General features: G+C 46.3%; 10 protein-coding genes. 9 read left to right on the top strand and 1 reads right to left on the bottom strand.

Going from position 1 to position 13,271, the window contains the following annotated elements:
• The 9 genes from AC5O63_RS22000 to rpoC form a co-directional block, all read left to right on the top strand.
• Positions 1–103: EF-Tu C-terminal domain-related protein (locus AC5O63_RS22000; RefSeq protein ID WP_446697438.1), on the top strand; the 103-nt coding region annotated here is incomplete at its 5' end.
• 274 nt (positions 104–377) lie between these two features.
• Positions 378–758 (top strand): preprotein translocase subunit SecE, encoded by a 381-nt coding sequence (gene secE / locus AC5O63_RS22005; RefSeq protein WP_004747599.1) that lies wholly within the window; start codon positions 378–380, stop codon positions 756–758.
• Between the two features lie 13 nt (positions 759–771).
• A complete protein-coding gene (nusG, locus tag AC5O63_RS22010; protein WP_004415884.1) occupies positions 772–1,320 on the top strand; it encodes a transcription termination/antitermination protein NusG in 549 nt (182 codons plus the stop codon).
• 183 nt (positions 1,321–1,503) lie between these two features.
• The gene (rplK, locus tag AC5O63_RS22015) at positions 1,504–1,932 is read left to right on the top strand and encodes a 50S ribosomal protein L11 (protein WP_006957115.1); all 429 of its coding nucleotides are present in this window, start codon (positions 1,504–1,506) and stop codon (positions 1,930–1,932) included.
• Between the two features lie 4 nt (positions 1,933–1,936).
• Positions 1,937–2,641, top strand: a complete 705-nt coding sequence (rplA, locus tag AC5O63_RS22020; RefSeq protein ID WP_004747603.1) for a 50S ribosomal protein L1 — start codon at positions 1,937–1,939, stop codon at positions 2,639–2,641.
• Positions 2,642–2,941: 300 nt separating this feature from the next.
• Positions 2,942–3,436 carry a 50S ribosomal protein L10 gene (gene rplJ, locus AC5O63_RS22025; protein WP_006957114.1) on the top strand — a complete coding sequence of 165 codons (495 nt, stop codon included), beginning with the start codon at positions 2,942–2,944 and terminating at the stop codon, positions 3,434–3,436.
• Between the two features lie 57 nt (positions 3,437–3,493).
• A complete protein-coding gene (rplL, locus tag AC5O63_RS22030) occupies positions 3,494–3,862 on the top strand; it encodes a 50S ribosomal protein L7/L12 (RefSeq protein ID WP_004747612.1) in 369 nt (122 codons plus the stop codon).
• A gap of 231 nt (positions 3,863–4,093) precedes the next feature.
• Positions 4,094–8,122, top strand: coding sequence for a DNA-directed RNA polymerase subunit beta (rpoB, locus tag AC5O63_RS22035; protein ID WP_004747613.1), 4,029 nt, complete (start codon positions 4,094–4,096; stop codon positions 8,120–8,122).
• A 92-nt stretch (positions 8,123–8,214) separates the two neighbouring features.
• Entirely contained in the window at positions 8,215–12,420 is a 4,206-nt protein-coding gene (rpoC, locus tag AC5O63_RS22040) for a DNA-directed RNA polymerase subunit beta' (protein WP_486795183.1), read from the top strand.
• Between the two features lie 337 nt (positions 12,421–12,757).
• Here the strand turns inward: rpoC and rsd are convergent, their stop codons facing one another.
• On the bottom strand, positions 12,758–13,252 hold the full coding sequence (gene rsd / locus AC5O63_RS22045; RefSeq protein ID WP_494506256.1) for a sigma D regulator: 495 nt from the start codon (positions 13,250–13,252) through the stop codon (positions 12,758–12,760).
• Positions 13,253–13,271: the final 19 nt, after the last annotated feature.

Raw genomic sequence — 13,271 nt, forward strand, 5'->3', positions numbered from 1 at the left:
TGAACTAATCGCTCCAATCGCGATGGACGAAGGTCTACGTTTCGCAATCCGCGAAGGTGGCCGTACAGTTGGTGCTGGTGTTGTTGCTAAGATCTTCGACTAATTCTTCGGAATTAGCTAAAGACTTCGGAAAATCTTTGAATAAGATTTGACGAACCAGTAGCAAAAAGGGCATCATTTGATGCCCTTTTTCTGCACTATACAAAATGTCTGTTGTTTTCTTATTCAGCATGGCATTGAGCAGGATTTTTTGGTTGAGGTGTTGCGTCTCAATCAATAAAAGAGTACGTCAATTTATTTAAATTGTCGTTTCATGGATTTGCCCTGCAACAGCGGGGTTGTTGTCGTCTATATTAAGACTTAGACAGGTTGGTTTTATGAAAGCAAATAATGCTGAAACTCCTGATAGCTCAAATGGCGCAGATATCTTCAAGTGGATTGTCACTTTTGCTCTGCTAGCTGCCGCTGTTGTGGGTAATTACCTGTATGGTGAAATGTCTGTAGTGATTCGCGCTGCAGGTGTTGTTGTACTAATCGCTGCGGCACTTGGTGTTGCTGCTACAACAACTAAGGGTAAAGCTGCGATCGAGTTTGCAAAAGAATCGCGTATGGAAGTACGTAAAGTTGTTTGGCCTACACGCCAAGAAACAATGCAAACGACTTTGATCGTTTTAGCTGTAAGTATTGTAATGGCTCTAGTGCTTTGGGGCATCGACGGCATTATGGTTCGTCTTGTTGCTCTAGCAACTGGGGTATAGAGGGTTTTAATTCATGAGTGAAGCTCCAAAAAAACGCTGGTATGTGGTTCAAGCCTTCTCTGGATTCGAAGGTCGTGTAGCCCAATCTCTTCGTGAGCATATCAAAATGCACAGCATGGAAGAGCTGTTTGGTGAAGTTCTAGTTCCTACTGAAGAAGTAGTGGAAATGCGTGCAGGTCAGCGTCGTAAGTCTGAGCGTAAGTTCTTCCCTGGTTACGTCCTAGTTCAGATGATCATGAACGATGAATCATGGCACTTAGTACGCAGTGTGCCGCGTGTCATGGGCTTCATTGGTGGTACCTCTGATCGTCCAGCTCCTATCACTGATAAAGAAGCTGATGCGATTCTGAACCGTCTTGAGAAAGCGAGCGAAGCACCTCGTCCACGTACTATGTACGAAGCGGGTGAAGTGGTACGCGTTACTGACGGTCCATTTGCTGACTTCAACGGTACTGTTGAAGAAGTGGATTACGATAAGAGCCGAGTGAAAGTGTCTGTATCGATCTTTGGTCGTGCAACACCAGTTGAGCTTGAATTTGGTCAGGTTGAAAAACTAGACTAAGACTCTGTTTTTCAGAGTATAAAAAATCACCTTTTTAGGGTTGTATAAGGCGCGGATTATGACTATAATTTCGCGCCTTATTATTTTGGCTGAAGCAAAAGTTTCCATCCAAAATAACAAGTTTTTATATCAACGGGGAGCTGGTCAGTCGATTAGCGTTTGTACCCAAAATTAGGAATTATCATGGCTAAGAAAGTTGAAGCTTACATCAAGCTGCAAGTTGCTGCTGGTATGGCAAACCCAAGTCCACCGGTTGGTCCTGCACTAGGTCAACACGGTGTAAACATCATGGAATTCTGTAAAGCGTTCAACGCGAAAACAGAATCTATTGAGAAAGGTCTACCAACTCCAGTTGTTATCACAGTATACAACGACCGTTCTTTCACGTTCATCACTAAGACTCCACCTGCTGCTGTTCTTCTTAAGAAAGCTGCTGGCGTTAAGTCTGGTTCTGGTCGTCCAAACACTGAAAAAGTGGGTACTGTAACTGACGCTCAAATCCAAGAAATCGCAGAAACTAAAGCTGCTGATATGACTGGTGCTGACATCGAAGCAATGAAGCGTTCAATCGCTGGTACTGCTCGTTCAATGGGCCTAGTGGTAGAGGGTTAATAAGATGGCTAAACTAACTAAGCGCATGCGCGTAATCCGCGAAAAAGTTGACGTAACTAAAGAATACGAAATCAACGAAGCTGTTGCTCTTCTTCAAGAACTAGCTACTGCTAAATTCGTTGAGTCTGTAGACGTTGCTGTTAACCTAGGCATCGATGCTCGTAAATCTGACCAGAACGTACGTGGTGCAACTGTACTACCTCACGGTACTGGCCGCGAAATCCGCGTTGCAGTGTTCACTCAAGGTGCAAACGCTGAAGCAGCTAAAGAAGCTGGCGCAGACATCGTTGGTATGGAAGATCTTGCTGAGCAAGTTAAGAAAGGCGAAATGAACTTCGACGTAGTTGTTGCTTCTCCAGATGCAATGCGCGTTGTAGGTCAACTAGGTACTATCCTAGGTCCTCGCGGCCTTATGCCAAACCCTAAAGTTGGTACTGTAACTCCTAACGTTGCTGAAGCGGTTAAGAACGCTAAAGCTGGTCAGGTTCGTTACCGTAACGACAAGAACGGCATCATCCACACTACTATCGGTAAAGCAAACTTCTCTGCTGAGCAGATCAAAGAGAACCTAGAAGCACTTCTAGTTGCTCTGAAGAAAGCTAAGCCGTCTTCTGCTAAGGGTACATTCCTACAGAAGGTTAGCATCTCTACTACAATGGGTGCTGGTGTTGCTGTTGATCAGGCTAGCCTGAACACTCTAGCAAACTAATAAATTTGCTTAGGCGTAGAATTAGTGTATAATCCTGCGCCTAATATTTGTGGTTGGGGCTGAACTTTGGTTCATTAAATTCTTCTAGAATTTGCTGTGAATTATGACCCAGTCTCCGTCCAAGACCGTAGGTGTCTGAGTTTGTTTGACAAATAAAGACTTAATCATCCTACGTAGATGGTGCCCGAACTGACAGAAAGCTCTATGTAAATAGTTAACTTTCTTCTGGGAAGCACCTCAATAGCTCTCACTGTTGTGATAATAGTGAGTGGTGTAACGACAACCAGGAGTAAATCCAAGATGGCTTTAAACCTTCAAGACAAAAAAGCAATTGTTGCTGAAGTCAACGAAGCTGCCAGTGGTGCACTTTCTGCAGTTGTAGCTGACTCTCGTGGCGTTGAAGTAGGCGCGATGACTTCTCTACGTAAACAAGCTCGTGAAGCGGGCGTTTACCTGAAAGTTGTTCGTAATACTCTAGCGCGTCGTGCGGTTGAAGGTACAGACTACGAGTGTCTAACTGACACTTTCACTGGTCCTACTCTAATCGCATTCTCTAACGAGCACCCAGGTGCCGCAGCGCGTCTTTTCAAAGACTTCGCTAAAGAGAACGACAAGTTCGAGATCAAAGCTGCTGCATTCGAAGGCGCAGTTACTGATGCTGAAGTACTAGCGACACTACCAACTTACGACGAAGCAATCGCACGCCTAATGATGTGCATGAAAGAAGCTTCTGCAGGCAAGCTGGTACGTACTATCGCTGCACTACGCGATCAAAAAGAAGAAGCTGCGGCATAAGCCTTGCTTTTTTCTGGTTGCTTAATAAACTTATTGTTGATTTAAAAGAGAATTGTTATGTCTATTACTAACGAGCAAATCCTAGACGCAGTTGCAGAAATGTCTGTAATGCAAGTTGTTGAACTAATCGAAGCGATGGAAGAGAAATTCGGCGTTTCTGCTGCTGCTGCTGTTGTAGCTGGCGGCGCTGCTGGTGGCGAAGCTGCTGCTGAGCAAACTGAGTTCGACGTAATCCTGGAATCTGCTGGCGGCAACAAAGTTGCTGTAATCAAAGCAGTACGTGGCGCAACTGGCCTAGGTCTTAAAGAAGCTAAAGCTCTAGTAGACGGCGCTCCTGCACCTCTTAAAGAAGGCGTAGAGAAAGACGAAGCTGAAGCTCTTAAAGCTCAGCTAGAAGAAGCTGGTGCAAGTGTTACTGTTAAGTAATTATTGCTTAGTTTCTTAGCCTAACGGCTAATGGCTGGTGGTTTTATAACCACCGGCCTTTTTGCGCTGTAGGGGTTGGGTGATTTTTCCGCTGTTTGAGCACCCAGATTCCTAGCAAAAAACATTTCATTAGCTCTTAATGAAATGTCACTACAATCAAACAGATGTTAGTCACTGTCTCATAACTATTGGAGACAGTTTGGGTCACTTATCAGCGAGCTGAGGAACCCCATGGTTTACTCTTATACCGAGAAAAAGCGCATCCGTAAGGACTTTGGTACTCGTCCACAAGTGTTGGACATTCCATACCTGCTATCGATCCAGCTCGATTCGTTCGAAAAATTCATCGAACAGGATCCTGAAGGTCAATACGGTCTTGAAGCTGCTTTCCGTTCTGTATTTCCAATTCAGAGCTACAACGGCAATTCCGAGCTGCAATACGTTAGCTACCGTCTTGGTGAGCCAGTTTTTGACGTTAAAGAATGTCAAATCCGCGGCGTAACTTATTCAAAACCACTACGCGTTAAACTACGCCTAGTTATCTTTGATAAAGACGCGCCAGCAGGTACTGTAAAAGACATTAAAGAACAAGAAGTCTACATGGGCGAAATTCCGCTTATGACAGACAATGGTACCTTCGTAATCAATGGTACCGAGAGGGTTATCGTATCCCAGCTGCACAGAAGCCCAGGTGTATTCTTCGACAGCGATAAGGGTAAGACCCACTCTTCAGGTAAAGTTCTATATAATGCACGCGTAATTCCTTACCGTGGTTCATGGCTTGATTTCGAGTTTGATCCTAAGGATAACCTATACGTACGTATTGACCGCCGTCGTAAGCTACCAGCATCTATCATTCTTCGCGCACTAGGTAAGACGACAGAAGAGATCCTGGACATCTTCTTTGAGAAGGTGAACTTCGAAGTGAAAGATCAAACTCTATTAATGGAGCTTGTTCCTGATCGTCTACGTGGTGAAACTGCGTCATTCGATATCGAAGCAAACGGCAAAACTTACGTTGAAACCGGTCGTCGTGTAACTGCACGCCACATCCGTCAGCTTGAAAAAGATGGCGTTGAGCACATCGAAGTACCTGTAGAGTACATCGTAGGCAAAGTTGCATCGAAAGATTACATCAACGAAGCGACTGGCGAGATCATTGTTGGTGCAAACCAAGAGATCAGCCTAGAAGCTCTAGCTAACCTTTCTCAAGCAGGCCACAAAGCGCTACAGACGTTATTTACTAACGATCTAGACCACGGTCCGTTCATGTCAGAAACTCTACGCATCGACAGCACTGTTGATCGTATTTCTGCATTGGTAGAAATCTACCGCATGATGCGCCCTGGTGAGCCGCCAACGAAAGAAGCTGCTGAAGCACTATTCGAAAGCCTATTCTTCTCAGAAGAGCGTTACGATCTATCGACTGTTGGTCGTATGAAGTTCAACAGCTCTATCGAACGTGAAGATGCTCAAGAGCAAGGCACACTTGACGAAACTGATATCGTTGAAGTGATGAAGAAGCTTATCGCTATCCGTAACGGCATCGGTGAAGTGGACGATATCGACCACCTAGGTAACCGTCGTATCCGTTCTGTTGGCGAAATGGCAGAAAACCAATTCCGCGTTGGTCTAGTACGTGTTGAACGTGCTGTTAAAGAGCGTCTAAGCCTTGGTGATCTTGATGCAATCATGCCTCAAGACCTAATCAACGCTAAGCCTATCTCTGCTGCGGTTAAAGAATTCTTTGGCTCTTCACAGCTGTCACAGTTCATGGACCAAAACAACCCTCTATCAGAAGTTACGCACAAGCGTCGTATCTCTGCATTGGGTCCTGGCGGTCTAACTCGTGAACGTGCTGGCTTCGAAGTACGTGACGTACACGTAACTCACTACGGTCGTCTATGTCCAATCGAAACGCCTGAAGGTCCAAACATCGGTCTGATCAACTCTCTATCTGCGTTTGCGCGTTGTAACGAGTACGGTTTCCTAGAGACTCCATACCGTCGCGTAGTAGATGGCGTAGTAACAGACGAAGTAGATTACCTATCTGCTATTCAGGAAGGTCAGTACGTTATCGCTCAGGCGAACACTGTTCTTACTGAACAAGGCACATTCTCTGAAGAGCTAATCACTGCTCGTCAGAAAGGTGAATCTGGCCTACACCCACGCGAACATGTTGATTACATGGACGTTGCAACTAACCAGGTTGTATCTATCGCTGCATCGCTTATCCCGTTCCTAGAACACGATGATGCGAACCGTGCATTGATGGGTGCGAACATGCAACGTCAGGCAGTTCCAACACTTAAAGCTGACAAGCCTCTAGTTGGTACTGGTATCGAGCGTAACATCGCAGTTGACTCTGGTGTTACAGCGGTAGCGAAACGTGGTGGTGTAATCCAGTCTGTAGATGCTTCTCGTATCGTTGTTAAAGTAAACGAAGATGAGCTGATCCCTGGTGAAGCAGGTATCGATATCTACAACCTAACTAAATACACTCGTTCTAACCAAAATACGTGTATCAACCAGCGTCCATGTGTGATGCCGGGTGAACCAGTTGCACGTGGTGACGTTCTTGCTGATGGTCCTTCAACAGACCTTGGTGAGCTAGCACTTGGTCAGAACATGCGTATCGCATTCATGCCTTGGAACGGCTACAACTTCGAAGACTCGATCTTAGTATCTGAGCGCGTAGTTCAAGAAGACCGTTTCACTACGATCCACATTCAAGAGCTTTCTTGTGTGGCGCGTGATACTAAGCTTGGTGCTGAAGAAATCACAGCTGACATTCCAAACGTAGGTGAGTCTGCTCTGTCTAAACTAGACGAGTCAGGTATCGTTTACATCGGTGCGGAAGTGAAGGGCGGTGACATCCTTGTAGGTAAAGTAACGCCTAAAGGTGAAACTCAGCTAACTCCTGAAGAGAAGCTACTACGTGCTATCTTCGGTGAGAAAGCGTCAGACGTTAAAGACACGTCTCTACGCGTACCAAACTCTGTTTCAGGTACAATCATCGACGTTCAAGTATTTACTCGTGACGGTGTTGAAAAAGACAAACGTGCACTTGAAATTGAACAGATGCAGCTTAAAGAAGCGAAGAAAGACCTTACTGAAGAATTCCAGATTCTTGAGGGTGGCCTTCTAAACCGTGTTAAAGCTGTACTTCTAGACGGTGGTTACACTGAAGCGAAACTAGACGCTATCGATCGTAAGAAGTGGCTAGAGCTAACGCTTGAAGATGATGCTCAACAGACTCAGCTTGAACAGCTAGCAGAGCAGTACGACGAGCTACGTGCTGACTTCGATAAGAAGTTTGAAACTAAGCGTCGTAAGATCACACAAGGTGATGATCTAGCACCTGGCGTACTGAAGATCGTTAAGGTTTACCTAGCGGTTAAACGTCGTATCCAGCCTGGTGATAAGATGGCGGGTCGTCACGGTAACAAGGGTGTAATCTCTAAGATCAACCCTGTTGAAGACATGCCTTACGATGAGAAAGGTCAGCCGGTTGACATCGTACTTAACCCACTGGGTGTACCTTCGCGTATGAACATCGGTCAGATCCTAGAAGTACACTTAGGTCTGGCAGCGAAAGGTATCGGTGACAAGATCAACCAGATGGTGAAAGAGCAGCAAGAGCTCGCTAAGTTCCGTGACTTCCTACAGAAAGTTTACGATCTTGGTGATACTCGTCAGAAAGTAGACGTTGCGTCTCTATCTGATGACGAAGTTCGTACGCTGATCAAGAACCTACGTGGTGGTCTACCGATCGCTACTCCAGTATTTGACGGTGCTTCTGAGCAGTCAATCAAAGAGCTATTGAAACTAGGTGACCTACCAGAATCTGGTCAGCTAACGCTGTTTGATGGTCGCACAGGTGATGCGTTTGAGCGTCCTGTAACTGTTGGTTACATGTACATGCTGAAACTGAACCACCTTGTTGATGACAAGATGCACGCTCGTTCAACTGGTTCGTACAGCCTAGTAACTCAGCAACCACTTGGTGGTAAAGCTCAGTTCGGTGGTCAGCGTTTCGGTGAGATGGAAGTATGGGCACTAGAAGCATACGGTGCTGCTTACACGCTTCAAGAAATGCTAACAGTTAAGTCGGATGACGTTAACGGCCGTACTAAGATGTACAAGAACATCGTAGATGGCAACCACAGCATGGAACCTGGCATGCCAGAATCGTTCAACGTACTGTTGAAAGAGATTCGCTCGCTAGGTATCAACATCGAGCTAGAAGACGAAGAGTAATCCCTTCTTTCTTAATTGAGAAAAGCGATTATTTGGTAGAAGGTGCTCACTTTTGCGGGTGAGCCCCTTTTAACTCCTTACAGGAGCTGATTGTGAAAGACTTATTAAACTTTCTAAAAGCGCAGCATAAGACCGAAGAATTTGATGCAATCAAAATCGGTCTATCTTCACCAGACATGATCCGTTCATGGTCTTTCGGTGAAGTTAAAAAACCTGAAACGATCAACTATCGTACGTTCAAGCCTGAGCGTGATGGTCTGTTCTGTGCGCGTATTTTTGGTCCAGTAAAAGACTACGAATGTCTTTGTGGTAAATATAAGCGTCTGAAACACCGTGGTGTTATCTGTGAGAAGTGTGGCGTTGAAGTTACACAAACTAAAGTTCGTCGTGACCGTATGGGCCACATTGAGCTTGCTTCACCAGTTGCTCACATCTGGTTCCTAAAATCACTGCCGTCTCGTATCGGTCTACTTATGGATATCCCTCTACGTGATATCGAACGTGTTCTTTACTTCGAAATGTACGTAGTAACTGAACCGGGTATGACTGACCTAGAAAAATCTCAGATGCTGACTGAAGAAGAGTATCTAGATCGTCTAGAAGAGTGGGGTGATGAGTTCACGGCTAAGATGGGTGCAGAAGCGATCAAAGACCTACTTGCGTCTATGGATCTGCCTGCTGAAATCGAAGAAATGCGTGAAGAGCTTCAGTCTACTAACTCAGAGACTAAGCGTAAGAAGATCACTAAGCGTCTGAAGCTAGTTGAAGCGTTCGTTCAATCTGGTAACAACCCAGAGTGGATGATCCTAACAGTGCTTCCGGTACTTCCGCCAGATCTACGTCCTCTAGTACCACTAGATGGCGGTCGCTTCGCGACTTCTGATCTGAACGACCTATACCGTCGCGTAATCAACCGTAACAACCGTTTGAAGCGTCTACTAGAGCTTGCTGCTCCGGACATCATCGTACGTAACGAAAAACGTATGCTACAAGAGTCTGTTGATGCACTTCTAGATAACGGTCGTCGCGGTCGCGCGATCACGGGTTCGAACAAGCGTCCTCTGAAATCTCTTGCTGATATGATCAAGGGTAAGCAAGGTCGTTTCCGTCAGAACCTTCTTGGTAAGCGTGTAGACTACTCTGGCCGTTCTGTAATCACAGTAGGTCCATACCTTCGTCTACACCAGTGTGGTCTTCCTAAGAAGATGGCACTTGAGCTATTCAAACCATTCATCTACAGCAAGCTAGAGACTCGTGGTCTTGCAACGACAATCAAAGCTGCTAAGAAGATGGTAGAGCGCGAAGAAGCGATCGTTTGGGATATCCTAGACGAAGTAATCCGCGAACACCCAGTACTATTGAACCGTGCACCTACACTTCACCGTCTAGGTATCCAGGCGTTCGAACCAGTACTAATCGAAGGTAAAGCGATCCAGCTACACCCACTTGTGTGTGCGGCGTACAACGCGGACTTCGATGGTGACCAAATGGCGGTACACGTGCCTCTAACTCTAGAAGCACAGCTTGAAGCTCGTACTCTGATGATGTCGACAAACAACATTCTGTCGCCAGCGTCAGGTGATCCGATCATCGTACCTTCACAGGACGTTGTATTGGGTCTTTACTACATGACTCGTGACAAGATCAACGTGAAAGGCGAAGGTATGTACCTTGCTAGCCCAGCTGAGGCTGAGAAGGCATACCGTACTAAGACTGCTGAGCTACACGCTCGCGTTAAAGTTCGTATCACTGAGACTGTTAAAGACGAAGATGGCAACAGCACAACTGAGACTAAGATGGTTGATACAACTATCGGTCGTGCAATGCTATGGCAAATCGTGCCAGCAGGTCTTCCGTACAGCATCGTTAACCAAAAGCTAGGTAAGAAGCAGATCTCTCACCTACTTAACGAGGCTTACCGTAAGCTAGGTCTAAAAGACACTGTAATCTTCGCTGACCAAATCATGTACACAGGTTTCGCTTACGCGGCACTTTCTGGTGTATCTGTTGGTATCGACGACATGGTTGTTCCAGCAGCTAAGTACACTGAGATCGAAGAAGCGGAAGCAGAAGTTCGCGAAATCCAAGAGCAGTACCAATCTGGTCTTGTAACTGCGGGTGAGCGCTACAACAAAGTGATCGATATTTGGGCATCGACCAACGATCGCGTAGCTAAGTTGATGATGGAAAACCTATCTTCTGAAACTGTTGTTAACCGCGACGGTGAAGAAGAGCAGCAAGAATCATTCAACAGCATCTACATGATGGCCGACTCGGGCGCACGTGGTTCTGCAGCTCAGATTCGTCAGCTTGCAGGTATGCGTGGTCTGATGGCGCGTCCAGATGGTTCAATCATCGAAACGCCGATCACTGCGAACTTTAAAGAAGGTCTAAACGTACTTCAGTACTTTATCTCAACGCACGGTGCTCGTAAGGGTCTTGCGGATACAGCACTGAAAACAGCGAACTCGGGTTACCTAACTCGTCGTCTAGTAGACGTTGCTCAAGACGTTGTTGTACACGAGCATGACTGTGGCACCCATGAAGGTGTTGACATGATGCCGCACATCGAAGGTGGTGACGTTAAAGTTGCACTTTCTGAGCTGGCTCTTGGTCGTGTAGTTGCAGAAGACGTACTGAAGCCAGGTACTGAAGATGTACTGATCCCACGTAACACTCTAATTGATGAGAAGTGGTGTCAGATCATGGAAGAGAACTCAGTTGACCGCATGAAAGTGCGCTCTGTAGTTACCTGTGATGCAGACTTCGGTTGTTGTGCTCAGTGTTACGGTCGTGACCTAGCACGTGGTCACCTAGTGAACCAAGGTGAAGCAGTGGGCGTTATCGCTGCTCAGTCTATCGGTGAGCCGGGTACACAGCTTACGATGCGTACGTTCCACATCGGTGGTGCGGCATCTACTGCAGCAGCAGAGAACAGCATCCAAGCTAAGACGACTGGTACAGTTAAGCTACACAACGCTAAATTCGTTATCAACAAAGATAAGAAGCTTGTAATCACTTCTCGTGCTTCAGAGCTGACTATCATCGACGAATTTGGTCGTACTAAAGAGAAACACAAACTACCTTACGGTTCTCTACTATCTAAAGGCGACAACGACGCGGTTGAAGCTGGTGAAACAGTAGCGAACTGGGAAGCGCATACTATGCCAATCATCACTGAAGTGGCAGGTCGCATCCAGTTTGTGGACATGATCGATGGCGTGACAGTTTCTCGTCAAACAGATGACCTAACAGGTCTATCTTCAAGCGAAGTAACTGAAGCAGCAGCTCGCCCAGCAGCAGGTAAAGATATGCGTCCAGCTATCAAACTTGTTGATGAGCAAGGTAACGACGTAATGATCCCTGGTACTGAAATGCCAGCTCACTACTTCCTACCTGGTAAAGCGATTGTAAACATCGAAGACGGCGCTGAAGTAGGCGTGGGTGACACTCTATCTCGTATCCCTCAGAAATCTGGCGGTAACAAAGATATCACCGGTGGTCTACCACGCGTAGCTGACCTATTCGAAGCTCGTAAGCCGAAAGAGCCTGCGATTCTTGCTGAGCACACAGGTACTGTAAGCTTCGGTAAAGAAACGAAAGGTAAGCGTCGTCTAGTAATCACTCGTGAAGGCGGTGACGCTTACGAAGAGATGATTCCTAAGCATCGTCAGCTTAACGTATTCGAAGGCGAGAAAGTTGAACGTGGTGACGTGATCGCAGATGGTCCAGAGTCTCCACATGACATTCTACGTCTACGTGGTATCCACGCTGTGACTCAATACATCGCGAACGAAGTTCAAGAAGTATACCGTCTACAAGGCGTTAAGATTAACGATAAGCACATCGAAACTATCGTTCGTCAGATGCTACGTAAGTGTACAATCACGCACGCTGGTGATTCTACGGAGTTCCTAGTGGGTGAGCAGGTTGAATATGCGAACGTTAAGATTGCTAACCGTCAGCTAGAAGCTGAAGGCAAAGAGCTAGTTCGTTTCGAGCGTGAGCTACTTGGTATTACTAAGGCATCTCTAGCGACTGAATCGTTCATCTCTGCGGCATCGTTCCAGGAAACAACTCGCGTACTAACAGAAGCTGCGGTTTCTGGTAAGCGTGATGAGCTACGTGGTCTGAAAGAAAACGTAATTGTTGGTCGTCTAATCCCAGCAGGTACAGGTTTCGCTTACCACCAAGATCGTCAAGCTAAGCGTGTAGAAGAGCAAGAAGGTCCTTCAGCTGAACAAGCGACTGACAACCTTGCAGCACTACTAAACGCAGGTTTCTCTGCAGACGAGTAATCGTTAGCTAAGAAATGACAAAAGGCACCTTCGGGTGCCTTTTTTGTTTTTGGAGAGCGGGAAGCGGGAACGGACTTCGTCCTACGAGATTTTAGAACGGACTTCGTCCTATGGATCGCTTCGCTGCTAGATAACTGGATCGGGCTTCGCCCTTGTGGAAAGAGAGTTGACTCCTCATTCACTACAGAGCAACGTTAGTTATCCAGTTATCCAGTTATCCAGTTATCCAGTTATCCAAAACGCAAAAGGGTTGACGCAAAACGCCAACCCTTCAAGATTCTCTAGCTCTCTAGCTCTCTAGCTCTCTAGCTCTCTAGCTCTCTAGCTCTCTAGCTCTTTAGGCTCCAGGCGGAATCGCCAAGCTATCTGCGATAAGTTGAATCAACTGATCTTCCACTTCAAAGCGTACTTCGAGCAGTTCGCCCACTTTTGACATATCTGCTTCAAAGCTAGGTAGCTCATCATCAGCACTGACGCTGACATACTTATCGTTGAACTCAAGCAAAGGTTCTGTAGTTAAAACGATCTTGGCATAGGTCGCGTCGATTTCGTTGTTAGTCTTAAAGCCCGTTGCTTGCCATTTCTTCATCACCATATCGTAGATCTTGAAGTGGCCTTCAGAAATGTAATCAACCACATGATCGCAGAATGAGCTGATCTGTTTTGGGGAAGGAAGTTCGACGACGTTAGAGTGGCCGTTTGCAGGTTGAAGGGAGCCCAGCTGACAATATTCGACAATCAGTGATTGTCTTGATTCGAGCCAGTGGTCGATGACTTCGCTTGAGCCACCCCATTGTTCTTGTGTTTGTTTGAATTTATTCAGCATGACCATATCCTCATGATCGGATCAC

It is taken from the genome of Vibrio sp. SCP2 (assembly GCF_059295395.1).

Coding starts and splice junctions, on each gene's coding strand:
- secE (WP_004747599.1), top strand. CDS start 378: ATGAAAGCAAATAATGCTGAAACTCCTGATAGCTCAAATGGCGCAGAT.
- nusG (WP_004415884.1), top strand. CDS start 772: ATGAGTGAAGCTCCAAAAAAACGCTGGTATGTGGTTCAAGCCTTCTCT.
- rplK (WP_006957115.1), top strand. CDS start 1,504: ATGGCTAAGAAAGTTGAAGCTTACATCAAGCTGCAAGTTGCTGCTGGT.
- rplA (WP_004747603.1), top strand. CDS start 1,937: ATGGCTAAACTAACTAAGCGCATGCGCGTAATCCGCGAAAAAGTTGAC.
- rplJ (WP_006957114.1), top strand. CDS start 2,942: ATGGCTTTAAACCTTCAAGACAAAAAAGCAATTGTTGCTGAAGTCAAC.
- rplL (WP_004747612.1), top strand. CDS start 3,494: ATGTCTATTACTAACGAGCAAATCCTAGACGCAGTTGCAGAAATGTCT.
- rpoB (WP_004747613.1), top strand. CDS start 4,094: ATGGTTTACTCTTATACCGAGAAAAAGCGCATCCGTAAGGACTTTGGT.
- rsd (WP_494506256.1), bottom strand. CDS start 13,252: ATGGTCATGCTGAATAAATTCAAACAAACACAAGAACAATGGGGTGGC.